Source organism: Pseudomonas sp. NPDC089428, from assembly GCF_044749325.1.
Lineage (GTDB): Bacteria > Pseudomonadota > Gammaproteobacteria > Pseudomonadales > Pseudomonadaceae > Aquipseudomonas.
This window is the reverse complement of sequence record NZ_JBIVHT010000003.1, coordinates 278,047-302,636: the sequence shown is the minus strand read 5'-3', so window position 1 is coordinate 302,636 and position 24,590 is coordinate 278,047. Positions and strand designations below refer to the sequence as shown.

Annotated in this window: 22 protein-coding genes; 14 read left to right on the top strand and 8 right to left on the bottom strand. The window is 63.3% G+C overall.

Translation table 11 applies throughout. The features are described 5' to 3' along the window. Positions 1-63: 63 nt before the first annotated feature. The 8 genes from ACIPZ5_RS07730 to ACIPZ5_RS07695 all read left to right on the top strand — a co-directional run bounded on the left by ACIPZ5_RS07730 (position 64) and on the right by ACIPZ5_RS07695 (position 8,131). Complete coding sequence (locus tag ACIPZ5_RS07730) at positions 64-1,074, top strand: ABC transporter permease subunit (RefSeq protein WP_027920247.1); 1,011 nt, start codon at positions 64-66, stop codon at positions 1,072-1,074. Positions 1,075-1,084: 10 nt separating this feature from the next. Continuing rightward, on the top strand, positions 1,085-2,011 hold the full coding sequence (locus ACIPZ5_RS07725) for an ABC transporter permease subunit (protein WP_261942776.1): 927 nt from the start codon (positions 1,085-1,087) through the stop codon (positions 2,009-2,011). A gap of 10 nt (positions 2,012-2,021) precedes the next feature. Continuing rightward, entirely contained in the window at positions 2,022-2,990 is a 969-nt protein-coding gene (locus tag ACIPZ5_RS07720) for an ABC transporter ATP-binding protein (RefSeq protein WP_343595426.1), read from the top strand. Next, positions 2,990-3,958, top strand: a complete 969-nt coding sequence (locus tag ACIPZ5_RS07715; RefSeq protein WP_261942774.1) for a peptide ABC transporter ATP-binding protein — start codon at positions 2,990-2,992, stop codon at positions 3,956-3,958. Before ACIPZ5_RS07720 ends, ACIPZ5_RS07715 begins: the two co-directional genes overlap by 1 nt. 386 nt (positions 3,959-4,344) lie before the next feature. Beyond that, positions 4,345-5,154 carry a helix-turn-helix domain-containing protein gene (locus ACIPZ5_RS07710; RefSeq protein ID WP_400807624.1) on the top strand — a complete coding sequence of 270 codons (810 nt, stop codon included), beginning with the start codon at positions 4,345-4,347 and terminating at the stop codon, positions 5,152-5,154. A gap of 64 nt (positions 5,155-5,218) precedes the next feature. Continuing rightward, on the top strand, positions 5,219-6,625 hold the full coding sequence (locus ACIPZ5_RS07705) for an FAD-dependent oxidoreductase (RefSeq protein ID WP_343595430.1): 1,407 nt from the start codon (positions 5,219-5,221) through the stop codon (positions 6,623-6,625). A 32-nt stretch (positions 6,626-6,657) separates the two neighbouring features. Next, the gene (locus tag ACIPZ5_RS07700) at positions 6,658-6,999 is read left to right on the top strand and encodes a cupin domain-containing protein (RefSeq protein ID WP_343595432.1); all 342 of its coding nucleotides are present in this window, start codon (positions 6,658-6,660) and stop codon (positions 6,997-6,999) included. A 52-nt stretch (positions 7,000-7,051) separates the two neighbouring features. Further along, entirely contained in the window at positions 7,052-8,131 is a 1,080-nt protein-coding gene (locus ACIPZ5_RS07695) for a polyamine ABC transporter substrate-binding protein (RefSeq protein ID WP_400807621.1), read from the top strand. 160 nt (positions 8,132-8,291) lie between these two features. Here ACIPZ5_RS07695 and ACIPZ5_RS07690 read toward each other — a convergent pair whose 3' ends face one another. The 3 genes from ACIPZ5_RS07690 to ACIPZ5_RS07680 form a co-directional block, all read right to left on the bottom strand. Continuing rightward, positions 8,292-9,875, bottom strand: a complete 1,584-nt coding sequence (locus ACIPZ5_RS07690; protein ID WP_085673665.1) for a peptide chain release factor 3 — start codon at positions 9,873-9,875, stop codon at positions 8,292-8,294. A gap of 99 nt (positions 9,876-9,974) precedes the next feature. Further along, positions 9,975-10,304, bottom strand: a complete 330-nt coding sequence (locus tag ACIPZ5_RS07685; RefSeq protein WP_343595437.1) for a helix-turn-helix domain-containing protein — start codon at positions 10,302-10,304, stop codon at positions 9,975-9,977. Further along, positions 10,288-10,674, bottom strand: a complete 387-nt coding sequence (locus ACIPZ5_RS07680; protein ID WP_400807617.1) for a type II toxin-antitoxin system RelE/ParE family toxin — start codon at positions 10,672-10,674, stop codon at positions 10,288-10,290. The genes ACIPZ5_RS07685 and ACIPZ5_RS07680 overlap by 17 nt, the downstream gene beginning before the upstream one ends. Before the next feature lie 384 nt (positions 10,675-11,058). Between ACIPZ5_RS07680 and ACIPZ5_RS07675 the strand changes: the two genes are divergently transcribed. Genes ACIPZ5_RS07675 through ACIPZ5_RS07660 form a run of 4 tightly spaced genes read left to right on the top strand, consistent with a single transcriptional unit; the run spans position 11,059 to position 14,504 of the window. Then, positions 11,059-11,772 carry an ABC transporter permease gene (locus ACIPZ5_RS07675; RefSeq protein ID WP_261942768.1) on the top strand — a complete coding sequence of 238 codons (714 nt, stop codon included), beginning with the start codon at positions 11,059-11,061 and terminating at the stop codon, positions 11,770-11,772. Between the two features lie 13 nt (positions 11,773-11,785). Then, on the top strand, positions 11,786-12,700 hold the full coding sequence (locus ACIPZ5_RS07670; RefSeq protein ID WP_343595442.1) for a glycine betaine ABC transporter substrate-binding protein: 915 nt from the start codon (positions 11,786-11,788) through the stop codon (positions 12,698-12,700). Next, the gene (locus ACIPZ5_RS07665) at positions 12,697-13,350 is read left to right on the top strand and encodes an ABC transporter permease (RefSeq protein WP_343595444.1); all 654 of its coding nucleotides are present in this window, start codon (positions 12,697-12,699) and stop codon (positions 13,348-13,350) included. Before ACIPZ5_RS07670 ends, ACIPZ5_RS07665 begins: the two co-directional genes overlap by 4 nt. Further along, positions 13,347-14,504, top strand: a complete 1,158-nt coding sequence (locus tag ACIPZ5_RS07660) for an ABC transporter ATP-binding protein (protein ID WP_343595446.1) — start codon at positions 13,347-13,349, stop codon at positions 14,502-14,504. Before ACIPZ5_RS07665 ends, ACIPZ5_RS07660 begins: the two co-directional genes overlap by 4 nt. 136 nt (positions 14,505-14,640) lie before the next feature. Here the strand turns inward: ACIPZ5_RS07660 and ACIPZ5_RS07655 are convergent, their stop codons facing one another. From ACIPZ5_RS07655 to ACIPZ5_RS07645, 3 genes are all read right to left on the bottom strand, one after another. Next, a complete protein-coding gene (locus ACIPZ5_RS07655; RefSeq protein ID WP_400807613.1) occupies positions 14,641-17,070 on the bottom strand; it encodes a TonB-dependent siderophore receptor in 2,430 nt (809 codons plus the stop codon). Between the two features lie 107 nt (positions 17,071-17,177). Continuing rightward, on the bottom strand, positions 17,178-18,140 hold the full coding sequence (locus ACIPZ5_RS07650; protein WP_400807612.1) for a FecR family protein: 963 nt from the start codon (positions 18,138-18,140) through the stop codon (positions 17,178-17,180). A gap of 20 nt (positions 18,141-18,160) precedes the next feature. Continuing rightward, a complete protein-coding gene (locus tag ACIPZ5_RS07645; RefSeq protein ID WP_343595452.1) occupies positions 18,161-18,646 on the bottom strand; it encodes a sigma-70 family RNA polymerase sigma factor in 486 nt (161 codons plus the stop codon). 505 nt (positions 18,647-19,151) lie between these two features. Between ACIPZ5_RS07645 and ACIPZ5_RS07640 the strand changes: the two genes are divergently transcribed. After that, on the top strand, positions 19,152-20,315 hold the full coding sequence (locus ACIPZ5_RS07640) for a type III PLP-dependent enzyme (RefSeq protein WP_025337787.1): 1,164 nt from the start codon (positions 19,152-19,154) through the stop codon (positions 20,313-20,315). Between the two features lie 156 nt (positions 20,316-20,471). Here the strand turns inward: ACIPZ5_RS07640 and ACIPZ5_RS07635 are convergent, their stop codons facing one another. Together ACIPZ5_RS07635 and ACIPZ5_RS07630 are read right to left on the bottom strand one after the other, a co-directional pair. Further along, positions 20,472-21,221: a tetratricopeptide repeat protein gene (locus tag ACIPZ5_RS07635; protein WP_343595455.1), complete on the bottom strand. Its 750-nt coding sequence runs from the start codon at positions 21,219-21,221 to the stop codon at positions 20,472-20,474. A gap of 3 nt (positions 21,222-21,224) precedes the next feature. Further along, positions 21,225-21,905 carry a Fe2+-dependent dioxygenase gene (locus ACIPZ5_RS07630; RefSeq protein ID WP_343595457.1) on the bottom strand — a complete coding sequence of 227 codons (681 nt, stop codon included), beginning with the start codon at positions 21,903-21,905 and terminating at the stop codon, positions 21,225-21,227. 220 nt (positions 21,906-22,125) lie between these two features. Between ACIPZ5_RS07630 and ACIPZ5_RS07625 the strand changes: the two genes are divergently transcribed. Then, positions 22,126-24,435, top strand: a complete 2,310-nt coding sequence (locus ACIPZ5_RS07625) for a TonB-dependent receptor (protein ID WP_400807609.1) — start codon at positions 22,126-22,128, stop codon at positions 24,433-24,435. Positions 24,436-24,590 lie beyond the last annotated feature (155 nt).

Sequence of the window (24,590 nt, the reverse complement as noted above, 5' to 3'; positions counted from 1 at the left end):
TCGCCGGGATCCCGCACGGGCACCGGCGACACTGCGTGACCTGCTGATGAGGTAACCCCGACAATGTTGAGTTTTATTGCCCGGCGCCTGGGCCTGCTGATACCGACCTTCTTCGGTATCACCTTGCTGACCTTCGCGCTCATACGCCTGATCCCCGGCGACCCGGTGGAAGTGATGATGGGCGAACGCAGGGTCGACCCCGAAATGCACGCCCAGGCCATGGAGCGCCTGGGCCTGAACAAGCCGCTGCCAGTCCAGTACCTGGACTATGTCGGCAAGCTGGCCCACGGCGACCTGGGTGAATCGCTGCGCACCCGCGAGAGCGTGTGGACCGAGTTCCTCACCCTGTTCCCCGCCACCCTGGAACTGGCCCTCGCCGCCTTGCTGTTCGCCGGCGTCGTCGGCCTGCTGGCCGGGGTGATCGCCGCACTCAAGCGGGGGTCGCTGTTCGACCACGGGGTGATGGGCATCTCCCTGGCCGGCTATTCCATGCCGATCTTCTGGTGGGGCCTGATCCTGATCATGTTCTTCTCGGTGAGCCTGGGCTGGACCCCGGTTTCCGGGCGCATCGACCTGCTCTACGACATCGAGCCGAAAACCGGTTTCATGCTCATCGACACCCTGCTCAGCGACGAGGAAGGCGCATTCAAGGATGCGGTGATGCACCTGATCCTGCCAGCCATAGTGCTCGGCACCATCCCGCTGGCGGTGATCGCCCGCATGACCCGGTCGTCGATGCTCGAAGTGCTGCGCGAGGATTACATCCGCACCGCCCGCGCCAAGGGCCTGTCGCCGGCCCGCGTGGTCTTCGTGCACGGCCTGCGCAACGCGTTGATCCCGGTGCTGACGGTGTTCGGCCTGCAGGTCGGCACGCTGCTGGCCGGTGCCGTACTGACCGAAACCATCTTCTCCTGGCCGGGCATCGGCAAATGGCTGATCGAAGCCATCGGCGCCCGTGACTACCCCGTGGTCCAGAACGGCATCCTGTTGATCGCCTGCCTGGTGATCCTGGTCAACTTCGTCGTGGATATCCTCTACGGCCTGGCCAACCCACGCATCCGTCATCAGCGCTGAGGCCTTCGCCATGACTAGCCCGATTCCGAAATCCGTCACACCGGCCAGCCCGGTGGACCAGAGCCTGCTCTACCCCTCACCCTACAAAGAATTCTGGCACGCCTTCTCGCGCAACAAGGGCGCGGTAATGGGCCTGGCCTTCATGTGCCTGGTGGTGTTCTGCGCGCTGTTCGCGCCGTGGGTCGCCCCACATGACCCGAGCGAGCAGTACCGCGACTTCCTGCTGACCCCGCCAGTGTGGCTCGAAGGCGGCAACTGGCAGTTCATCCTCGGCACCGACGAACTGGGCCGCGACCTGCTGTCGCGGCTGATCCAGGGCGCGCGGCTGTCGCTGCTGATCGGCCTGTCGTCGGTGGTGATGTCGCTGATCCCAGGGATCCTGCTGGGCCTGCTGGCCGGCTTCTTCCCGCAGGTGCTCGGCCCCTCGATCATGCGCCTGATGGACGTGATGCTGGCGCTGCCGTCACTGCTGCTGGCCGTGGCCATCGTCGCCATCCTCGGCCCAGGCCTGATCAACACGGTGATCGCCATCGCCATCGTTTCCTTGCCCTCCTACGTGCGCCTGACCCGCGCCGCAGTGATGGGCGAACTGAACCGCGACTACGTCACCGCCGCACGCCTGGCCGGTGCCGGGCTGCCACGGCTGATGTTCGTCACCGTGCTGCCCAACTGCATGGCGCCGCTGATCGTGCAGGCAACCTTGAGTTTCTCCTCGGCGATCCTCGACGCCGCCGCGCTGGGCTTCCTCGGCCTCGGTGTGCAACCGCCAACCCCCGAGTGGGGGACCATGCTGGCCTCGGCCCGTGACTACATCGAGCGCGCCTGGTGGGTGGTGAGCCTGCCCGGCCTGACCATTCTGCTCAGTGTGCTGGCAATCAACCTGATGGGCGACGGCCTGCGCGATGCGCTGGACCCGAAACTCAAGAACGCCGCCTGAGGAGAACGCCATGTCACTGTTGCAGATCAACAACCTGAATGTGCGCTTCGGCGACGCCAATGCAGTCCCTGTGGTCGACGGCCTGGACCTGACGGTGGAGGCTGGCGAGATCCTGGCCATCGTCGGCGAGTCCGGCTCAGGCAAGTCCGTCACCATGATGGCCCTGATGGGCCTGATCGACGCCCCGGGGCGCATCACTGCCGATGCGCTCACCTTCGACGGCACCGACATGCTCAAGCTCAGCCCCCGCCTGCGGCGCAAGGTGGTGGGCAAGGACATCGCCATGGTCTTCCAGGACCCGATGACCGCACTCAACCCAAGCTACACCGTGGGCTACCAGATCGAAGAAGTGCTGCGCCAACACCTGGGCCTGAAAGGCAAGGCCGCGCGCCAGCGTGCCCTGGAGCTGCTGAAGAAAGTCGAGATCCCGGCTGCGGAAAGCCGCCTGGATGCCTACCCGCACCAGCTGTCCGGCGGCATGAGCCAGCGCGTGGCGATCGCCATGGCCATCGCCGGCGAACCCAAGCTGCTGATCGCCGACGAACCGACCACCGCGCTGGACGTGACCATCCAGGCGCAGATCATGGAGCTGCTGGTCAACTTGCAGAAAGAGCGCAACATGGCGCTGATCCTGATCACCCACGACCTGGCCGTGGTCGCCGAAACCGCCAGGCGCGTGTGCGTGATGTACGCCGGCCAGGCCGTGGAAGTCGGCCAGGTGCCGGAGCTGTTCGACGTGCCTGCCCACCCTTACAGCGAAGCGCTGCTGGCGGCGATCCCTGAGCACAGCGTCGGCGCCGAGCGCCTGGCTACCCTGCCCGGCATCGTCCCCGGCCGCTATGACCGCCCGGCTGGCTGCCTGCTGTCACCGCGCTGCCCGTACGTGCAGGACAACTGCCGGCACCAGCGCCCGCCCCTCGACCCACAGGCACACAGCCTGGTGCGTTGTTTCTACCCGCTGAACCAGGAGGTGGCGTGATGGCCGTCGTTCTCACTGCCCGGGAGCTGACCCGGCATTACGAAGTCTCCCGCGGGCTGTTCAAGGGCCACGCCCTGGTGCGCGCGCTCAATGGTGTGTCGTTCGAACTGGAGGCCGGCAAGACCCTGGCCGTGGTCGGTGAGTCCGGCTGTGGCAAGTCGACCCTGGCCCGTGCCTTGACGCTGATCGAAGAACCGTCTTCCGGCTCGCTGCAGATCGCCGGCACCGAGGTCAAGGGCGCCAGCAAGGCCGAGCGCAAGCAACTGCGCCGCGACGTGCAGATGGTGTTCCAAAGCCCCTACGCCTCGCTCAACCCACGGCAGAAGATCGGTGATCAGCTGGCGGAGCCGCTGCTGATCAACACCTCGCTGAGCAAGGCCGAGCGGCGCGAGAAAGTGCAGAAGATGATGGAGCAGGTCGGCTTGCGCCCCGAGCATTACCAGCGCTACCCGCACATGTTCTCCGGCGGCCAGCGCCAGCGCATCGCACTGGCCCGGGCGATGATGCTGCAGCCCAAGGTGCTGGTGGCGGACGAGCCAACCTCGGCACTGGACGTGTCGATCCAGGCCCAGGTGCTGAACCTGTTCATGGATTTGCAGAAAGAGTTCAACACCGCCTACGTGTTCATCTCGCACAACCTGGCGGTGGTGCGGCATGTGGCCGATCAGGTGCTGGTCATGTACCTGGGGCGGCCGGCGGAGATGGGGCCTAAGGCGGATATCTACGAGAAGCCGCTGCATCCCTATACACAGGCGCTGCTGTCGGCGACGCCGGCGATCCACCCAGATCCGCTGAAGCCGAAGATCCGCATTGCCGGGGAGCTGCCCAACCCGCTGAATCCACCAGATGGCTGTGCGTTCCACAAGCGTTGCCCGTATGCGACAGAGCGGTGTGCCAAGGAAGTGCCGGCGCTGCGGCAAGTGAGTACGCGGCAGGTGGCCTGCCACTATGCGGAGCAGTTCCTCTAGTTCGGTATGAGCTTCTTCGCGGGTAAACCCGCTCCCACAGGTGTTTCACAGCATTCGAAATCTGTGCGGTCCCTGTGGGAGCGGGTTTATCGAGGCGTCGAACCGGCGCGAAGGGCCGCACAGCGGCGCAAAAAATCTCAATGCATAAAGAACCAGATCAGGATGATCACCGGAATCGGCACTCCAATCATCCACAGCAGTATCGAGCGCATGGCCTTTCTCCTTGTTCGGTGGTAACAGGAAAGGTGCACTCCCCATGCCAGCTGTATCAAAAAATTACGCTCATAAGAATCAACGCCTTACCGCTAAAGCCGCTTGCCCGAACCGTGCAATATGCAGGATCCGCCCCCTTGCACCTGGGTGTTCTGCAATGCACTATCAGGCCCATGACCGCCATCACCCTCCCCGACGGCCCCGAGCAGACCCCGCTGACCGCCGACACCGTGCTGCGCTACCACCTGTGCTGGAAGCACCGTGACCTCGACGGCGTAATCGCGCTCTACCACCCCGACATCCAGTACCACGACTTCTTCCAGAACCGCGTGCTCGGCTACCTCGAGCTGCGCGACTACGTGCGCGCCTGCCTGCCCCATGAAGCCGGCGAGGACATCGTCCATAGCGACCGTATCCGCGTCGACGGTTGCACCGCCTTCATCCAGTACCAGGTCACGGTGCAAGGTGGCGACGGGCTGGTGGCGTTCCAGTCCAGCGAAGCGATCACCGTCAAGGACGGGCTGATCTGGCGGGTCAACGAATACGCCACTCTGGTTCGCCAGAATGGTAACGGCCTGGCCAGCAGCGGCCCACGCCCGGCCACCAGCCGCCTGGGCCTGTCGCCAAGGCAGCTGTCGACCATGGCCCAGGACCTGGAGCACTACTTCCAGCGCCAGCGCCCCTACCTCGATCCGGAACTGGACCTGCAGCAGGTGGCCGACGCCAGCGGCTACAGCCGCAACCAGATCTCCTATCTGCTCAACCAGGTGCTCGGGCAAAGCTTCTACCGCTACGTCAACCAGGCGCGCCTGCAACACCTGATGGCCAGCCTTGACGATGACAGCGTCGAAGCGACGATCGACGAGCTGGCGTTCAGCGCCGGCTTCAACTCGCTCTCGGCGTTCTACAAGTGCTTCCGCGAGCACACCGGCCTCACCCCCAAGGCCTATCTGAAGCAAATTTCCCTGCGTGCACGCACGTAAGACAGGCACTGGCAGACACCACTAGCATCGCCCACAGACCTTGACGGATGTGGAGCAAAACCCGATGCAACCCCTGCGCACGCTCAGCCTGTGGATGGACCAGCTCGACGAGCCGCTGTGCGCGCGCCCGGCCCTGCGCCAAGACCTCGAGGTCGATGTGTGCATCATCGGCGCCGGCTACACCGGGCTGTGGACCGCCTACTACCTCAAGCGCCAGGCGCCGCAACTGAACATCGCGGTGATCGAGGCCAACATCGCCGGCTTCGGCGCCTCGGGGCGCAACGGCGGCTGGTTGATGGGCAACCTACTCGGCGAAGACCGCCTGCTCGCCACCCTGTCGCCGCAGCAGCGCCGCACCAGCATCGACCTGCTGCATGGCATTCCCGATGAAGTGCACAGCGTACTGCAACGCGAGGGCATCGACTGCGACTACCGCAAAGGCGGCGTGCTGTATTGCGCCGCGCGTTACCCGGAGCAGGAACGCAGCCTGCGAGCTTACCTGGACGAGCTGTACCGCCAGGGCATGACCGAGGACGACTACCGCTGGCTGCGCCCCGAGCAACTGGACGCGCAACTGCGGGTCAGCAATGCCTACGGCGCCATCTACAGCCCGCATACCGCGACCATCCACCCGGCCAAGCTGGCCCGCGGCCTGGCGCGAGCGGTGGAGGCGCTGGGGGTAACGATCTACGAGAACACCCCGGCCATCGACTGGCAACCCGGTGAAGTGCGCTCGCCCCTGGCGCGCATCCGCTGCCAATGGATGGTACCCGCCGTTGAAGGGTACGCCGCCAGCCTGCCGCCGTTGGGCAAGCACCAGCTACCGGTGCAGAGCCTGCTGGTGGCGACCGAGCCACTGCCCGAGTCGACCTGGGAGCAGATCGGCCTCTCCCAAGGCCAAGCCTTCAGCGAAAGCAGCCGCCAGGTCACCTACGGCCAGCGCACCGCCGACAACCGCCTGGTGTTCGGTGCCCGCGGCGGCTACCGCTTCGGCGGCCGCCTGCGCGAGAACTTCAACCTCGACGAGCACGAAATCGAACTGCGTCGCTACCTGTTCAGCGAACTGTTCCCGCAGCTCAAGCACGTGCGCATCACGCATACCTGGGGCGGCAACCTGGGCATGGCACGGCGCTTCCGCCCGCATATGCTCTGCGACCGCCAGCGCGGCATCGCCCTGGCCGGCGGCTACGGCGGCGAAGGTGTCGGCGCCACCAACCTCGGCGGGCGCACGCTGGCGGCGCTGATCCTCAACCAGCACAACCTGCTGACCGCACAACCTTGGGTACTCGACAACCGTCCGGTTTCCAGCTTGGCCAGCTGGCCACCCGAGCCCTGCCGCTGGCTCGGCTACAACGCGATCATCCAGAGCTTCGTCCACGAGGACCGGACCCTCGCCAACCCCGCCAGCGCGCCTTGGAGGCGGCGCCTGGCCAGCTCCCTTGCGGACTTCATGGAAGGCTTCATGCACTGACTTCCCTTTCCCCGACACAGGATCCACCGGTCATGAGCATCACCCAGTTCAAACACACCGACAGCGCCGTGCTCGATAGCTCCAACCCGGTCGCGGTGCCACTTGGCGAACCCGTGGCAGTGACGTCGGTCACCTGCGTGGAGCGCAGCGACGGCGTCGAAACCGGCATCTGGGAGTGCACTCCCGGGCGCTGGCGGCGGCAGATCGTGCAGCAGGAGTTCTGCCATTTCATCAAGGGCCGCTGCACCTTCACCCCCGACGGTGGCGAGCCCCTGCTCATAGAAGCCGGAGATGCCCTGATGCTACCGGCCAACAGCACCGGCACCTGGGATATCCAGGAGACCGTGCGCAAGACCTACGTGCTGATTTTCTGATCCGCTGATCGCCTGCCTTCGATAACAACAGACAAAGCAAGGTAAACCCGATATGCGCACGCTCCTTCTCGCTCCCCTGATGCTGGCCGCAAGCTTCGCCAGCGCCGCCGAAACGGTGAAGATCTACAACTGGTCCAGCTACGTCGCGCCCGACACCCTGAAGAACTTCCAGCAGGCCAGCGGCATCGTACCGACCTACGACGTGTACGACAGCAACGAAACCCTCGACGGCAAGCTGATGACCGGCAACTCCGGCTACGACGTGGTGTTCCCGTCCAACCACTTCATGGCCCGGCAGATCCAGGGCAAGGCCCTGAAGCCGCTGGACAAGTCGCAGCTGCCCAACTGGCACAACCTCAACCCGGTGCTGCTCAAGGCACTGGAGGTCAATGACCCGGGCAACCAATACGGCTTTCCATACCTGTGGGGCAGCACCGGCATCGGCTACAACATCGACAAGGTCAAGGCAGTGCTCGGCGACAATGCCCCGGTGGACTCCTGGGACCTGATCTTCAAGCCCGAGTACATGAGCAAGTTGAAAAGCTGCGGCGTCGCGGTACTGGACAACGGCCCCGAACTGCTGCCAATCGCCCTGCACTACCTGGGCATGCCGCACCACAGCCAGAACCCGGCCGACTACGACAAGGCCAAGGCGTTGCTGATGCAGGTGCGGCCGTACATCAGCTACTTCCACTCCTCGAAGTACACCGGCGACCTGGCCAATGGCGACATCTGCGTGGTGGTGGGCTTCTCGGGGGATGTGCTGCAGGCGAAGAACCGCGCCGAAGAGGCGAAGAACGGGGTGAAGGTGGGGTATTCGATCCCCAAGGAAGGTGCGCCGATGTGGTTCGACATGGTCGCCATGCCGGCCGATGCGCCGGATGAGAAGGCCGGGTATGCCTACATGAACTACCTGCTGCAGCCGGAGGTGATGGCCAACATCAGCAACCACGTGCAGTACGCCAACGGCAACCTCAAGGCGGACGGGCTGGTGGAGCCGGCGATGAAGGGTAATACGATGATTTACCCGAGCGAGGACGTGATGGGCAAGCTGTATGCGCTGGAGGCGATGCCGGCCAAGATCGACCGCATCAGAACCCGGATCTGGACCAGTATCAAGGCAGGTAATTGAATTGGGGCTGCTTTGCAGCCCTTCGCGGCGGTTCGGCGCCCCGACATGCCCGCTCCCACAGATTTAGCGCCAGGTCTGAAGTTGTGCAGCCCTGTGGGAGCGGGCATGTCGGGGCGCCGAACCGCCGCGAAGGGCCGCAAAAGCGGCCCCATTTCATTCTTTAATGATGCTCGCGGGTGGCGCGGAACTTGATGTCCGGCCAGCGTTCTTCCATCAGCGCCAGGTTGACCCGGGTCGGTGCCAGGTAGGTCAGGTGGCCGCCACCGTCGATGGCCAGGTTTTCCATGGCCTTGTTCTGGAATTCCTCGAGCTTCTTCTTGTCGTCGCAACCGATCCAGCGGGCCGACCACACGGTGATCGGCTCATAGGCGCACTCGACCTTGTACTCTTCCTTCAGGCGGCTCGCGACCACGTCGAACTGCAGCACACCGACCGCACCGAGGATGATGTCGTTGCTGCGCTCGGGGAAGAACACCTGGGTCGCGCCCTCTTCGGCCAACTGCTGCAGGCCCTGACGCAGCTGCTTGGATTTCAGCGGGTCTTTCAGGCGCACGCGGCGGAACAGCTCAGGGGCGAAGTGCGGGATACCGGTGAAGCCCAGCGCCTCGCCTTCGGTGAAAGTGTCGCCGATCTGGATGGTGCCGTGGTTGTGCAGGCCGATGATGTCGCCGGCATAGGCCTCTTCCAGCTGCTCACGCTCCGAGGAGAAGAAGGTCAGCGCGTCGCCGACACGCAGGTCCTTGTTGATACGCACATGGCGCATCTTCATGCCCTTCTCGTACTTGCCCGAGCAGATACGCATGAAGGCGATGCGGTCGCGGTGTTTCGGGTCCATGTTCGCCTGGATCTTGAACACGAAGCCGGTGAACTTCTCTTCCACAGGCTCGACGGTCCGCTCGTGAGCCACGCGGCCCAGCGGGCGCGGCGCCCAGTCGACGACGGCGTCGAGCACGTGGTCGACACCAAAGTTGCCCAGTGCGGTACCGAAGAACACCGGGGTCAGCTGACCGTTGATGAACTCTTCCTGGTTGAACTCGTGGCAGGCGCCCTGCACCAGCTCCAGTTGCTCGACGAACGAATCGTACTGGTCACCCAGGTGAGCACGGGCTTCGTCCGAGTCCAGCTTCTGGATGATCTTGGCTTCGGTGCGCTCGTGGCCGTGGCCTGGGGTGTAGACCACGATGTAGTCGCCGGTCAGGTGGTACACGCCCTTGAAGTCGCGGTAGCAACCGATCGGCCAGGTGATCGGCGCGGCCTTGATCTTCAGAACGGCTTCGATCTCGTCGAGCAGTTCGATCGGGTCACGGATGTCACGGTCGAGTTTGTTGATGAAGCTGACGATCGGCGTGTCGCGCAGGCGGCACACGTCCATCAGGGCGATGGTCCGTGGCTCTACACCTTTACCGCCGTCGAGCACCATCAGCGCCGAGTCCACCGCGGTCAGGGTGCGGTAGGTGTCTTCCGAGAAGTCTTCGTGGCCGGGGGTGTCGAGCAGGTTGATCATGTGCTCGCGGTACGGGAACTGCATCACCGAGGTGGTGATGGAGATGCCGCGCTGCTTCTCCATTTCCATCCAGTCGGAGGTGGCGTGGCGGTCGGACTTGCGCGACTTCACGGTACCCGCGACGGCAATGGCCTTGCCCATCAGCAGGAGCTTCTCGGTGATGGTGGTCTTACCGGCGTCGGGGTGGGAAATGATTGCGAAAGTGCGGCGCTTCGCGACTTCGGCGGCCTGGTTGGTCATGGGAAATCGCCTGACTGGGGGATTTAAAAGGGGCGATATCATACCTGAAGTTGGGCGGGGACCAAAATTTGATCCCCGTCCGCTGGTCAATCATCGCCGTCACGCGCGTTTTGCCTGTTCCTCACAAAACCCCTCAAGCGTGACAGGTGGACGACCGGGCATATGCGCAACGAGTTCCAGAGTGCCGCCCAGTGCTTCTACATAGCTGCGAAGTGTCGAAATCAGCATGTCACTGCGCTTTTCCACTTTTGAAATGTTGCCCTGACGAATATCCAGTCGCTCAGCCAGGCCTTCTTGAGTGAATTCGAGTTGCTTACGCAATGCCTGGAGTGTCATTTCTTCGCGGATCAGCTCACGACCCAGGTGCTCCACGCGCTCCCTGCGCTCTGGGGACAATCCGTTTATGACCTCATCAAGTGTCTTGGACATCTTTCTCTCCTCCTTTCGACAGGTGGTTATCGAAACGAGCATCTGCTCGCCTGATCAACCCCTGATAGAACCTTTCCTCCCTCATCCCGGCCTTATCACCGGCCACCAGAATGATGGCATGGCGATCCGGATCGAAGGCAAATGCAACCCGCCATACCGAATTGCGCTCAGTGAACCTCAGTTCTTTCATGTTCGGATATCGAGAACCGTTAAGCGTATCGACATGAGGACGCCCAAGCGCCGGCCCTGAAGCTTGCAGTAATCGCAGATGCCCCAGCATCCGCTCCTGAGTGCTTTCATCCATATCATCGAAGTCGCTTGTGAACTCGTCACAGAATCTGATCGTCCACACCAGAAAAATACCTCCCAAGGAATATTCTCTCAAGTGATTATTGAGAAATTCAGGAAGAGAATTCTGTCGATAGGTGAAGGTTGATCGATAGCAGGTAATTCAACGCCTTGAAGTAGGATTTGCGCTTATTTTTCGTGTGAAAAATCCACCGTCCCAGTGATTAACGCTGGCCAAATGCCGCTTCAGATGGGAACCTTTCCACCCACGGAGACGTCCACTCCCCTGCAACCCGCTTCGGTTGGGGACTGGTTTCATCAGCATTTTCGGGCCCGACGGGGTTCGGCTCATGGCCTGATCGCAGCCTTCGGTTGCTTCACGCTGCTACTCGCGAACACACCACCTGCCGCCAGGACTGGCCGGCTACCAAGAAGTGTGCTCGCCGACAATACAAGGAGTCCGCCTGTGGCTAAACGCTACGGAAAAGGGCTGTTGGGATGCGCCACCGTGCTCGTCATCCTGGCCCTGCTGATCCACTGGATCGGCATCGACACGATTGCGCGTTATCGCGACGATCTTGGGTTCTACCTGCAAGCGCACCTGGTACTGGTGCTGGCTTCGATGGCGGCGGCGCTGGCCGTGGGCATCCCTGCCGGCATTGCCTTGAGTCGACCGCAACGGGTCGACAAAGCCGAGCGCTTCATGCAGTTCTTCAACGTTGGCAACACCATTCCCCCCCTGGCCGTTCTGGCCATCGCCCTGAGTATCCTCGGCATCGGCGCCGGGCCTGCGATCTTCGCGCTGTTCCTCGCCTCGCTCCTGCCCATCGTGCGCAACACCTACGAGGGTCTGAAAAACGTCCCCGCCTCGCTCAAGGAAGCCGCCACCGGCATCGGCATGACCCCGCGCCAGCAACTCTGGCAGGTGGAGTTGCCCAACGCCGTGCCGATCATCGTCGGCGGTGTGCGCGTGGCCCTGGCGCTGAACGTTGGCACCGCGCCACTGGCCTTCCTGATCGGCGCCAACAGCCTGGGCAGCCTGATCTTCCCCGGCATCGCCCTGAACAACCAGCCACAACTGCTGCTGGGTGCCGCCTGCACCGCATTGCTCGCGCTGGTGCTCGACGCGGTGGTGAGTTTCTCCAGCAAGCGCTGGCTGGAACGTGGCCTGGCTGGATAACAAGAGGGAACGTATGAACAAGAGAATCGCCTTGCTGCTGGGCGCGGCCCTGCTGTTCGCAGGATTTGCCCAGGCAGCGGAAAAACCGCTTATCCGCATCGGCGCGCGGGTGTTCACCGAACAGACCGTGCTCGCCGAAATCACCGCGCAATACCTGCGTGCCAACGGCTTCGACGTGCGCGTCACCAGCGGCCTTGGCAGCAGCATCGCGCGCCAGGCCCAGGAAACCGGGCAGCTCGACCTGATGTGGGAATACACCGGCGTGTCACTGGTGTCGTACAACCATATCGACGAGCGCATGCCCAGTGCCGAGGCCACCTACGCCAAGGTCAAGGCACTGGATGCGAAGAAGGGCCTGATCTGGCTGACTCCGTCGAAGTTCAGCAACACCTACGCACTGGGCCTGCCCAAGCAGGTCGCCGAGGCTTATCCGCAGATCAACTCGATCAGCGACCTCAACCAGGTGCTGCGTGATGAAAGCCGCCGCAACCACCTGGTGGCGCTGGACACCGAGTTCGCCAACCGCCCGGACGGCCTGGTCGGCCTGAAGCAGATGTACGACCTGCAAGTGGGCCGCGCCAACATCCGCCAGATGGATGCCGGCCTGGTCTACACCGCCATGCACAACAACCAGGTGTTCGCCGGCCTGGTGTACACCACCGACGGCCGCCTGAGCGCGTTTAACCTCAAGCTGCTGGAAGACGACAAGCACTACTTCCCCGACTACACCGCCGCCCCGGTGGTGCGCAAACAGGTGCTCGACGCCAACCCGAAACTGGCCGGCCTGCTCAAGCCACTGGCCGAGCAGCTGGATGACGAAACCATGCGCCAGCTCAATGCCAAGGTCGACGTCGAACACCAGAACCCGACCACGGTGGCCGCCGCCTTCCTGCGTGAGCACCCAATGCCTGGCGAGGTACAACCATGAACCTGCTCGACACATTCGCCCACCTCGACTGGGCCCAGGTGCTGCAGCTGACCTGGCAGCACATCATGCTGGTCGGCGTCGCCGTGGGCATGGCGATCATCGTCGGCGTGCCGCTGGGCATCCTGATGACCCGCTTCCCGGCCGTCGCCGGCCCATTGCAGGCCAGCGCCACGGTGTTGCTGACCATCCCCTCGATCGCCCTGTTCGGCCTGCTGCTGCCGTTCTACTCCAAGTTCGGCCAGGGCCTCGGGCCGCTGCCGGCGATCACGGCGGTGTTCCTCTACTCACTGCTGCCGATCCTGCGCAACACCTACCTGGCCCTGACCAACGTCGAGCCGGGCATCCGTGAAGCAGCACGCGGCATCGGCATGACCTTCGGCCAGCGCCTGCGCATGGTCGAGCTGCCCATTGCGGTGCCGGTGATCCTCGCCGGCGTGCGCACCGCCGTGGTGATGAACATCGGCGTCATGACCATCGCCGCCACCATTGGCGCTGGCGGCCTGGGCGTGCTCATCCTCACCTCCATCAGCCGCAGCGACATGTCGATGCTGCTGGTAGGCGCCGTACTGGTCAGCCTGCTGGCGATCATCGCCGACCTGCTCCTGCAAACCCTGCAACGTGCCCTGACTCCAGAAGGACTGCGCTCATGATCGAACTCAAGAACCTCAGCAAGACCTTCAACGTCAACGGCAAGGACGTCAAAGCCGTCGACGCCGTCAGCCTCACTGTCAACGAAGGCGAAATCTGCGTGTTCCTCGGCCCCTCGGGCTGCGGCAAGAGCACCACGCTGAAGATGATCAACCGCCTGATCACACCGACCTCCGGCCAGGTGTTCATCAATGGCGATGACACCAGCGCGCTGGACGAAGTGACCCTGCGCCGGCACATCGGCTACGTGATCCAGCAGATCGGCCTGTTCCCCAACATGACCATCGAGGAGAACATCACCGTGGTCCCGCGCCTGCTCGGCTGGGACAAGCAGAAGTGCCACGAACGCGCCCGCGAGCTGATGCACATGATCAAGCTCGAACCCAAGCAGTACCTGCAGCGCTATCCACGCGAGCTTTCCGGTGGCCAGCAACAGCGCATCGGGGTGATCCGCGCGCTGGCGGCGGAAGCACCGGTACTGTTGATGGATGAGCCATTCGGTGCAGTCGACCCGATCAACCGCGAGATGATCCAGAACGAGTTCTTCGAGATGCAACGGGCGCTGAACAAGACCGTGATCATGGTCAGCCACGACATCGACGAGGCGATCAAGCTGGGCGACAAGATCGCCATCTTCCGCGCCGGCAAGCTGCTCCAGCTGGACCACCCGGACACCCTGCTGGCGCACCCGGCGGATGACTTCGTAAGCAACTTCGTCGGTCAGGACAGCACACTGAAGCGCCTGCTGCTGGTGCGCGCCGAGGATGCCGCGGACAACGCGCCGTCGGTAAGCCCGCAGACGCCGGTCAGCGATGCGCTGGAGCTGCTCGACGAGCACGACCGCCGCTATGTGGTAGTGACCGACGGGCAGAACAAGGCCCTAGGCTATGTGCGCCGACGCGACATGCACCGCCAGCAGGGCACCTGTGGCGACTTCCTGCGGCCGTTCAATGCCACGGCCTCGCATGACGAGCACCTGCGCATCCTGCTGTCGCGGATGTACGAGTTCAACCGGGCGTGGTTGCCGGTGCTGGATGCCGAGCAGGTGTTCCTGGGGGAGGTTACCCAGGAGTCGATTGCGGCCTACCTGAGCTCGGGGCGTTCGCGCGGGGCCAAGACCAGCATTGTCTCGCCGGCTGAGGTGGTGGCTTCGTAATCACCGGGGGCGCTTTGCGCCCCATCGCCGGCAAGCGCGGCTCCCACAGGTACAGCGCCAACCTTGAGGCTTGCAGAGGACCTGTAGGAGCCGCGCTTGCCGGCGATGGGCCGCACAGCGGCCCCGGCGATCTTGGTCAGAACCCTACACTGGCCTGCACATAAAAGGTCCGCGGCTCACCCACATAAATGCCGGCATTGTTGTCACTGGAGCGGGTGAAGTACTGCTTGTCGAACAAGTTCTTAACCCCCGCCGCCAGCTTCAGGTTGGACATATCCGGCCCGAACTCGTACCCGCCACGGGCATGCCAGGTCACGTAACCCGGAATGTCGCCGTACTGCCCATCGGCACTCGGCTCGGTGATGTAGTCACCATTGAAGCTGCCATCGGCATTGATGCCGGTCCCCGGCGCACGCTGCTTGGACTGGGCATAGGCATCCAGATTCCAGGTCCAGCGGTTGATCGCATAGCGCACACCGGCAGTGGCCACCTGACGTGAATAGAACGGCAGGTCACGGCCCTTGAAGCCCGGGATATCCCCTTCATAGGTTGCGCGGGTGTAGGTGTAGCCACCATTTACCGACAGCCCTTCCAGGCGCGGGTCCAGCCCTGCCAGGTCATAGCGCAGCGAAGCCTCGATACCCTGGTGCTTGGTCGCCCCAAGATTGGTCCAGCCCACGTCGTTGCTGATGTACTGCAGTTCGTCATCGAAGTCGATGTAGAACGCGGTCAGTTCGCCGGCGAATCCGCCGTTGTCATAGCGGGTGCCGAGTTCGTAGGTCTTGGCCTTTTCCGGCTCCAGGCCATTGGCCGTGCTGTTGCCGGTACCGCCCTGGCCCAGCTGGAAGTACTGCAGGCTGCCGAACGAGGTCTCGTAGTTGGCGAACAGCTTCCAGGCATCGGAGAGGTGGTACATCACGCTCAGCGCGGGCAGCGGCTCGTTGCTGGTGATGCTGCGGTTCTTCTCCGGCACCGGCTGGCCATTGGTGCCGAGCACCGGGCGGTCGCGCCAGTCGGTATTGATGTGCTCGAAGCGGATGCCCGGGGTGATGGTCCAGTTACCGACATCGATCTTGTCGTCGATGTAGTAGGCGCTGGCTTCGGTGCCGCCGCTGCGGTCCTGGAACACGTGGCCGTCGGAGGTCGGCGTGGGCGTGGGGACGTTGTCGATCAGCGCCAGGCGGGTCGACTGTTCGCGCATCGCTTCTTTCAAGTAGCGATAACCGACGCTGACTTCCTGGGTGGTGGGGCCGGCGAAGAAGATCCGCGACACCCGCGGCTCGATGGCGAAGGTGTGGTAGTTGCGCGGGTACGACGACAGGGTCTTCATGTCGCGCGCGGCAATGGCGCTGCCACGGAAGCTGTCGGTGTAGTAGGTCAGCACTTCGAACTGGGTGGCATCGTCGAGCTGGCGCTGCCACTTGAACGACACATCCTTGCGCCGCCCGGCAAAATAGTCGTAATCACGCAGCGACTGGTAGGGGTTGCTGTCGTGCTGGGCCTGGGTCAGGCCGCCGGGCATGTCGGCACGGCCATCGTAGTAGTGGAAGTTGAGCCAGAATTCGTCGACGTCGGTCGGCGCCCAGTGGGTCTTGAGGATGACGTCGTCGATGTCGTTGCCGTTGTTGCTTTCGCGGTAACCGTTGCCGTTCACGCCGGTGTACAGCAGGGCCACGCCCATGCCGTTGTCGGCGGTGCCACCAACGAAAGCCGACTCGGTGTGCTTCCAGCCACCATGCTGGGAGGTTTCCAAGGTGGTGGACAGCTGCGCCGAGGCCTTCTCGGGGATCGCTCGGGTGACGAAGTTGATCACGCCGCCGACGTTCTGCGGGCCATAGCGCACCGAGCCGGCACCGCGCACCACGTCGATGCTGTCGAGGTTGCCCGAAGAGATCGGAGCCATCGACAGTTGCGGCTGGCCATAGGGCGCAAACGCAGCCGGAATGCCGTCGATCAGCACGGTCGAGCGCGGCGACAGGCGCGAGGTCAGGCCACGCACGCCAACGTTCAGCGACAGGTCACTGCCACCGGTGCCGTTGCTGTCCTGCACCTGCACGCCCGGGATGCCACGCAGTACATCGCGCACGTTCATCGCGCCCTTCTCCACCATCGCCTCGCGGCGCACCACGGTGCGCGCGCCGGGGTGGTTCTGCACCACGGCCTGGTCAGCATCGCCCAGCCAGTCACCGACCACCTTCACGTCGGTGGGCGCCAGCTCCAGGCTGCCGGTGGTGAGCGTGCCGGCTACCTGGGCCGGCTTTACCACCACCGTGTCTTGCGACTTTTCATAGGTCAGCCCGCTGCCTTGCAGCAGTTGCTGCAGCGCCTGCTCGGGTGCCAGGTTGCCGGACACCGCCGGGGCCTGCTTGCCAGCCACCAGTTCAGGGCTGAAGAACAGCTGCAGACTGGTCTGCTGGCCCAACTGGCTCAGTGCCGAGGCCAAAGGTTGCGCCTGGATCTGGATCGCGTTGCCGGCCTGCTCGGCCTGGGCGTTGACGGCCGCGGTGCTGACCGCCAGGGCCAGGGCCAGCGCGCTCAGGGGTGGAAAAGGTTTGTTGTTGTTCACGTCGTCGAAACATCCTGAAGAAGGAATAAACGCCAACTGCATGCAAATGGAAATGCTTGGCAGTTGCAGCTGGCGGGGAAGACGAACGAGCGGAAAAAAACCTGAATCTATTTCGCGATTATTTCGCGGGAGCCGTCTTCATGGGCCTTGATCGCCACCGGCAGGATGCTCGGCAAGGCGCGCAACAGCGCGTCGGTGTCATCGGTGCTGAAGGTGCTGGAGATACGCATCTGGGCAGCCTTGCCAGGTGCCACGCGCAATGGCTGGGCGCGGTAGCGCGACACTTCGGCCACCACGTCGGCGAGGGTGGCGTTGTCGAACACCAGCTTGCCTTGGCGCCAGGCCGTCAGGGCTGCGGTGTTGACCGCATAAGGCGCAGCGACCTGGCCCTGCGCATCGATCCACGAACCCTGGCCAGCGCCCAGTTGCGCCAGCGAGGCGTCGCTGCCCTGCACACGCACCGAACCCTGCTCGACCGCCACCCGGGTAGCGGCCGGGTCCAGACGCACATCGAAACGGGTGCCGGTCACGGTCACGCTGCCTTGGGCGGTATCGACCACGAACGGGCGGCTGCTGTCGTGGGCGACGATGAACATCGCCTCACCTGCGTTCAGCTGAATGTGTCGGCGGCCTGGGCTGAAATCGACGTGCAGCTGGGTTGCGCCGTTGAGCTCCAGGTGCGAACCATCGGGCAGTTCGACCTGACGGCGCTCGCCAAAGGCGGTCTGCAGGCTGCCCTGGTGATTGAGCCGCTGGTAGTGCCAGCCCGTCCAGCCCAGCCCCAGCGCCACCACTGCCACACTCGCCGCCAGCGCCTGGCGCACCAGGCGCCGCTGCGGTAACGGGCGCACCGGGGCCGGCTCGCACAGTGCTTCGAGACGCTGACGCGGGATCAGTTCAGCCGCGCTCCAGACCGTGGCCAGGGCATCGTACTCGGCACGGTGGCTGGGGTCGGCGGCTAGCCAGGCGCGCAGCTGCTTTTGCAGCGCGGCATCGCGCGGCGCGTCCTGCATGCGGACGAACCATGCGGCCGCCTGCTCACGGACGGTCTCGGAACCGTGCTGTTTCATGGGAAAGGTCTCCTGACTCATCATGCCGACACATCCAGGTGCTCACGCAGATGCCGGAGCGTGCGGATCATATACTTTTCGACCATGTTCTTGGTCACACCCATGCGTTCGGCGATCTCAGCCTGGCTCAGGCCTTCGAGCTTCTGCCAGATGAACACCCGGCGGCAGTTCAGCGGCAACTCGGCCAGCGCCCGCTCGACGCTTTCGGCCAGCTCCAGGGCATGCACGTAGGCTTCCGGGTCGTCGCTGGTGGCCACGCCCTCGTCGAAGGTTTCCTGCGCCAGGGCCTGGCGCCGGTCCTCGCGGCGGAAACCATCCACGGCGATGTTGCGGGCCGTCTGGTGCAGGTAGGCGCGCGGTTGCTCGACCTGCTCGCGCGGGTTTTCCAACACCCTTACAAAGGCGTCGTGGGTGAGGTCCTCGGCCTGCTGACGATTGCGCAGCTTGCGCGTCCAGGTGCCGATCAGCTCATGGTAGTGGTCGAGGAAGCCTTTGGGTCCGGACACGTTGGGGGTCGTCAGGGAGGCGGATGAGGGTGCGAATAGTAATGTTTCTCATCAAAACCAGCAAATCCGCCAGTCGGTAACAAAAAATTTATGACTGATTTCATGTACGTGAGTACCAGGAAACGTGGCCATAAATATGAACACCTCGGGCCCCTTCGTGGGCAAGCCCGTTGCCGCGGAAAACGTGTGATGCCTGTAAAAAGGGGCTTGCCTGCCAAGGGGGCAAAACGCTCCATTCCACAATTTTTTACGCTTGAAACACCGTGAGGAACATCAGTCGGTCATGCGAGTCGGTTATTCAGCTGGTAGGGCGTCGATCCACGACGATCGCACCCGGATTGCCTGTTGATTCTGCATTCTTCACGCCCTAAAGTGCGCGCCGAACGTCCATGCTGGAAACGATCCATCCGGCTCAAGTACTGAGTAGGCGAACCAAAGTGGGGATACGGAGGACGTTCAGTTTGCAGCCACTTATTCTTTCAGTTTGCCCATGGAGTCCCTGAGCATGTCGATCCAGGTCGAAGACTATTTCGCGCGTGACACCTTCCAGAAAATGAAGGCGTTCGCCGACAAGCAGGAAACCCCGTTCGTACTCATCGACACCCAGATGATCAGCCAGGCCTACGACGACCTGCGCGCTGGTTTCGAGTTCGCCAAGGTGTACTACGCGGTCAAGGCCAACCCGGCCGTCGAGATCATCGACCTGCTCAAAGAGAAAGGTTCGAGCTTCGACATCGCCTCGATCTACGAGCTGGACAAGGTCCTGGGCCGTGGTGTCAGCGCCGACCGCATCAGTTACGGCAACACCATCAAGAAGTCCAAGGACATCCGCTACTTCTACGAGAAGGGCGTGCGCCTGTATGCCACCGACTCGGAAGCCGACCTGCGCAACATCGCCAAGGCCGCGCCGGGCTCGAAAGTATACGTGCGTATCCTCACCGAAGGCTCGACCACTGCCGACTGGCCGCTGTCGCGCAAATTCGGCTGCCAGACCGACATGGCCATGGACCTGCTGATCCTTGCCCGTGACTTGGGCCTGGTGCCTTATGGCATCTCCTTCCACGTCGGCTCCCAGCAGCGCGACATCAGCGTGTGGGACGCGGCCATCGCCAAGGTCAAGGTGATCTTCGAGCGCCTCAAGGAAGAAGACGGCATCGAGCTGAAGCTGATCAACATGGGTGGCGGCTTCCCGGCCAACTACATCACCCGTACCAACAGCCTCGAGACCTACGCCGAAGAAATCATCCGTTTCCTGAAGGAAGACTTCGGTGACGACCTGCCAGAAATCATCCTCGAGCCAGGCCGTTCGCTGATCGCCAACGCCGGTATCCTGGTCAGCGAAGTGGTGCTGGTCGCGCGCAAGTCGCGCACCGCCGTCGAGCGCTGGATCTACACCGACGTGGGCAAGTTCTCCGGCCTGATCGAAACCATGGACGAAGCCATCAAGTTCCCGATCTGGACCGAGAAGAAAGGCGAAGCCGAAGAAGTGGTCATCGCCGGCCCGACCTGCGACAGCGCCGACATCATGTACGAAAACTACAAGTACGGCCTGCCGCTGAACCTGGCCATCGGTGACCGCCTGTACTGGCTGTCGACCGGTGCCTACACCACCAGCTACAGCGCAGTGGAATTCAACGGCTTCCCGCCGCTGAAGGCTTACTACCTGTAATGCGAAACGGGGCCGAAAGGCCCCGTTTTCATTTGTGCTCTCCTGCACCGGCCTCTTCGCGGGCAAGCCCGCTCCTACAGGGACGGCGCTACATTGAAAACTGGCGCTGTACCTGTGGGAGCGGGCTTGCCCGCGAAGGGGCCGGCCCAGTCAACATCAGATTTCGCGCCGCTCCAGCTCCTGGGCATAGCTCCCGGCAAAGGCCATCAACGCCGGCCCCGCCCCCTGCAAGGTCACCAAGGCACTGCGCAGGAAATTAAGGTTCCCCTCGACCTTGGCTTTCTCCAGCCAAGCCCCGGCCTCCACTAACTCCCCACGCTCGGCCAGCACCATCGCCAGGCTGAACATCCCGCGAAAATCCCCCCCCTCGGCCGAGCGCCGATACCAGCGTACCGCCCGCACCGGGCTCGGCGCGGTGGCGATGCCATGCTCCAGGTAACGCCCATACAGGTTCATCGACTTGGCATGGCCCATCTGCGCGGCCTTCTCGTAACAGGCCAGCGCCTGGGCCTGGTTGGCCGGCAGCCCACGCCCGGTGGCCAGCAGGTTGCCCAGGTTGTACAACCCCCAGTCCAGCCCGGCATCGGCCGCCCGTGCATAATGAATGGCCGACTGCGCAAGGTTCACCTCGCCCCCCCAGCCATGTTCCAGGCAACGACCGAGCATGTTGTGCGCCATGGCACTGCCGCCCTGCGCGGCAATACCAAACCAGCGCCGGGCAACGCCGGCATCCTGCTCGATACCCCGGCCATCGAGCAGGATCTGCCCGAGCAGCAACTGCGCCTCGACCATGCCCTCCCCCGCCGCTGCCAGGATCGCCTGGGCCGCCTTGCCGGGGCTGTGTTCGAGCATGGCCTGCAGGCCGGCAGCATCCACCACTTCTTCACGCCGCAACTGATAGGACATGGCTCAGACCTCGGCCCAGCGGCGCAGCAGGTTGTGGTAGGTGCCGGTCAGTTGCAGCAGCGACGGGTGGTCTGGCACATCGGCAGTGAGCTGCTGGATGGCATTGTCCATCTCGAACAGCAAGGCCCGCTGGCTGTCCTCGCGCACCAGGCTCTGGGTCCAGAAGAACGCCGCGTAGCGCACACCACGGGTCACCGGGTTGACCTTGTGCAGGCTGGTGCCGGGGTACAGCACCAGGTCGCCGGCCGCCAGCTTGACCTGCTGCAGGCCGTAGGTGTCCTGAATCACCAGTTCGCCGCCGTCGTAGCTGTCCGGGTCGCTGAGGAACAGGGTCGAGGACAGGTCGGTGCGCACCCGTTCCGGGCTGCCCTTGGGCTGGCGCAGGGCATTGTCGATGTGGAAGCCGAAATTGCCGCCCTCGCGGTAGCAGTTGATCAATGGCGGGAACACCTTGTGTGGCAAGGCCGCCGACATGAAACGCGGGTTCTGCCACAAGCGGTCGATCAGTGCGCTGCCGATCTCCTTGGCCAGCGGGTGCCCTTCCGGCAGTTGCAGGTTGTGCTTGGCCTTGGCCGACTGGTAGCCGGCCGTGACTTTGCCGTCGGCCCAGTCGGTCTGCTCCAGCGCCTCGCGAATACGGGCCAGCTCATCGGCGTCGAACAACCCTGGGATATGAAGCAGCATGGCGGCGGCACCGTTAAGATCCGTAAAGCGTCAATGATATTGATTCCCTTTTACGCCGCACAAGCCCTGGCTGCGCTTTAGACGATTCAGCGTCCACAAAACGTAAAGAGAATATGTAAAGATTGTAAATTCATAGCGAATGGTAACGAGTCTCAATTGTGCCTTACAAATCCTTACATTAACATCCGCGGCCTTCACACCTTGGGGAAGGCCTACAACAATGCGTCACGTACCATCTGCAGTGAGTTCACCACGCCTGATCGTTTCGGCCATCGGTGTCGCCCTCAGCGCTTCGGGCGCTTACGCGGCTGACCCGGCTGCCAGCAACGCCATCACCCTGGACGCCACCAGCGTCAATGGCAAGGCTGAGCAGGCCAGCACCGATTACAAGGTCGAGAAGGCCTCCTCGCAGAAGTACACCGCACCGCTGGTGGACACCCCGCGCTCGGTCACCGTGATCCCGCAGCAAGTGATCAAGGACACCAACGCCCTGACCCTGCAGGACGCCCTGCGCACCGTGCCTGGCATCACCTTCGGTGCCGGCGAAGGCGGCAACCCGCAAGGCGACCGCCCGTTCATCCGCGGCTTCGACGCCCAGGGTGACACTTACCTGGACGGCGTACGCGACACCGGCGCCCAGACCCGCGAAATCTTCGCCATCGAATCGGTCGAAGTGGCCAAGGGCCCGAACTCGGCCATCGGTGGCCGCGGTGCCGCTGGCGGCACCATCAACCTGGTGAGCAAGCGCGCGCACCTGGGCAACTCGCTCGACGGTGCCTGGACCTGGGGCAGCGACCAGACCCAGCGCTACACCTTCGATGGCAACTACCAGTTCAGTGACACCGTTGCCGGCCGCCTGAACCTGATGACCCACGAAAGCAACGTTGCCGGCCGTGACAAGGTCAACTACGACCGCTGGGGTATCGCCCCGTCGCTGGCCTTCGGCCTGGGCACCGCGACCCGGGTCAACCTCGACTACTACCACCTCGAAAGCGACGACCTGCCAGATTCGGGCATCCCGTACACCATCCCGACCGCTGGCAGCGCTGCGCGGACCTCTGCTCACCCGAGCAAGCCATACGACGGCGGCGACAGCGACAACTTCTACGGCCTGACCGACCGCGACTTCCGCAAGAGCCGCGTGGATATCGCCACCTTCGCCATCGAGCACGACCTGACCGACTCGCTGACCATCAAGAACACCTTCCGTCACGGCAACAGCATGCAGGACTACATCCTGACCCAGCCCGATGACAGCAAGGGCAACGTCAACAACGGCAGCGTCTGGCGCCGTGCCAACACCCGCGTTGGCAACACCGCCACTACCACCAACCAGACCGACCTGTTTGGTGAGTTCTACCTGGGCGGCATGAAGAACAGCTTCTCTACCGGTATCGAATTGAGCCGTGAAGAAAGCGACCGCTCTTCCTACACCGTAGACACCGATACCGTTCCGGGTGGCGCAGCCAACACCAACTGCACCCCCGGCATGATCGGCGCCACCAGCGGCTACAACTGCACCTCGCTGAGCAATCCGAACCCGGATGATCCGTGGAACGGCAGCATTGCGCGCAACTATGCAGGTACCGACACCAAGAGCAACACCCGTGCGATCTACGTGTTCGACACGCTTGAATTGTCGCCTCAGTGGCTGCTGAACATGGGCCTGCGTTACGACCACTTCGACACCGAGTACCGCACCTACGACGCCGCCGGCGCCACCGTGGTGAACAGCAAGGGCGTTGCCTCCAAGGGCAAGGACACCAGTGAGTTCGTCACCGGCCAGCTGGGCCTGGTGTGGAAACCGGCCGACAACGGTAGCATCTACGTGTCCTACGCGACCTCAGCAACCCCACCTGGTGCAATGCTCGGTGAAGGCACTGAAGGCAATCCGCTGGGCAACACCACCGATCGCTCCGGCAACCTGCTGAGCAGCGACATGGAGCCGGAAGAAACCACCAACTACGAGATCGGCACCAAGTGGGACCTGCTCAACGAGCGCCTGTCCCTGGCCGCCGCGCTGTTCCGCACCGAGAAGGAAAACGCCCGCGTCCAGGTGGACACCACCAGCTACGAAAACGTCGGCGAAACCCGCGTACAGGGCATCGAGCTGTCGGCCAGCGGCAAGATCACCGACAAGTGGCAGGTGTTCGCCGGCTACACCTACATGGAAGCGCGCCAGATCGACGGCGGCCCGCTGGGCAAGGCCAACGACGGCAACCAGCTGCCGAACACGCCGAACAACAGCGCCAGCCTGTGGACAACCTACTCGATCACGCCAAAGCTGACTGTCGGTGGCGGTGCGTTCTACGTGGATGATGTGTACGGCAGCGTGGCCAACACCACCATGGTCGACAGCTATGTGCGCTACGACGCCATGGCCGCCTACAAGCTGACCAAGAACGTCGACCTGCAGCTGAACGTGCAGAACCTGACCAACGAGGTGTACTACGACAAGGCCTTCTCCACCCACTTCGCCAACCAGGCGGCGGGCAGGACGGCATTGCTGACCACCAGCGTTCACTTCTGATGATGGGGTTGGGCTAGCCTGAACCGTCCTCTTCGCGGGCTTGCCCGCGAAGAGGCCGGAACAGACATAAACGAAGCCCACCCCCGCCCCGTTCATACCTGTGAGCGGGGCTTTTGCGTATCAAGGCATAATGCACGCCGCGTAGTCTGTGGCAG

Bases quoted from the DNA above. Each gene is read 5' to 3' on its own strand.
- ACIPZ5_RS07730 (WP_027920247.1), top strand. From the start codon at position 64: ATGTTGAGTTTTATTGCCCGGCGCCTGGGCCTGCTGATACCGACCTTC.
- ACIPZ5_RS07725 (WP_261942776.1), top strand. From the start codon at position 1,085: ATGACTAGCCCGATTCCGAAATCCGTCACACCGGCCAGCCCGGTGGAC.
- ACIPZ5_RS07720 (WP_343595426.1), top strand. From the start codon at position 2,022: ATGTCACTGTTGCAGATCAACAACCTGAATGTGCGCTTCGGCGACGCC.
- ACIPZ5_RS07715 (WP_261942774.1), top strand. From the start codon at position 2,990: ATGGCCGTCGTTCTCACTGCCCGGGAGCTGACCCGGCATTACGAAGTC.
- ACIPZ5_RS07710 (WP_400807624.1), top strand. From the start codon at position 4,345: ATGACCGCCATCACCCTCCCCGACGGCCCCGAGCAGACCCCGCTGACC.
- ACIPZ5_RS07705 (WP_343595430.1), top strand. From the start codon at position 5,219: ATGCAACCCCTGCGCACGCTCAGCCTGTGGATGGACCAGCTCGACGAG.
- ACIPZ5_RS07700 (WP_343595432.1), top strand. From the start codon at position 6,658: ATGAGCATCACCCAGTTCAAACACACCGACAGCGCCGTGCTCGATAGC.
- ACIPZ5_RS07695 (WP_400807621.1), top strand. From the start codon at position 7,052: ATGCGCACGCTCCTTCTCGCTCCCCTGATGCTGGCCGCAAGCTTCGCC.
- ACIPZ5_RS07690 (WP_085673665.1), bottom strand. From the start codon at position 9,875: ATGACCAACCAGGCCGCCGAAGTCGCGAAGCGCCGCACTTTCGCAATC.
- ACIPZ5_RS07685 (WP_343595437.1), bottom strand. From the start codon at position 10,304: ATGTCCAAGACACTTGATGAGGTCATAAACGGATTGTCCCCAGAGCGC.
- ACIPZ5_RS07670 (WP_343595442.1), top strand. From the start codon at position 11,786: ATGAACAAGAGAATCGCCTTGCTGCTGGGCGCGGCCCTGCTGTTCGCA.
- ACIPZ5_RS07665 (WP_343595444.1), top strand. From the start codon at position 12,697: ATGAACCTGCTCGACACATTCGCCCACCTCGACTGGGCCCAGGTGCTG.
- ACIPZ5_RS07660 (WP_343595446.1), top strand. From the start codon at position 13,347: ATGATCGAACTCAAGAACCTCAGCAAGACCTTCAACGTCAACGGCAAG.
- ACIPZ5_RS07650 (WP_400807612.1), bottom strand. From the start codon at position 18,140: ATGAAACAGCACGGTTCCGAGACCGTCCGTGAGCAGGCGGCCGCATGG.
- ACIPZ5_RS07640 (WP_025337787.1), top strand. From the start codon at position 19,152: ATGTCGATCCAGGTCGAAGACTATTTCGCGCGTGACACCTTCCAGAAA.
- ACIPZ5_RS07635 (WP_343595455.1), bottom strand. From the start codon at position 21,221: ATGTCCTATCAGTTGCGGCGTGAAGAAGTGGTGGATGCTGCCGGCCTG.
- ACIPZ5_RS07630 (WP_343595457.1), bottom strand. From the start codon at position 21,905: ATGCTGCTTCATATCCCAGGGTTGTTCGACGCCGATGAGCTGGCCCGT.
- ACIPZ5_RS07625 (WP_400807609.1), top strand. From the start codon at position 22,126: ATGCGTCACGTACCATCTGCAGTGAGTTCACCACGCCTGATCGTTTCG.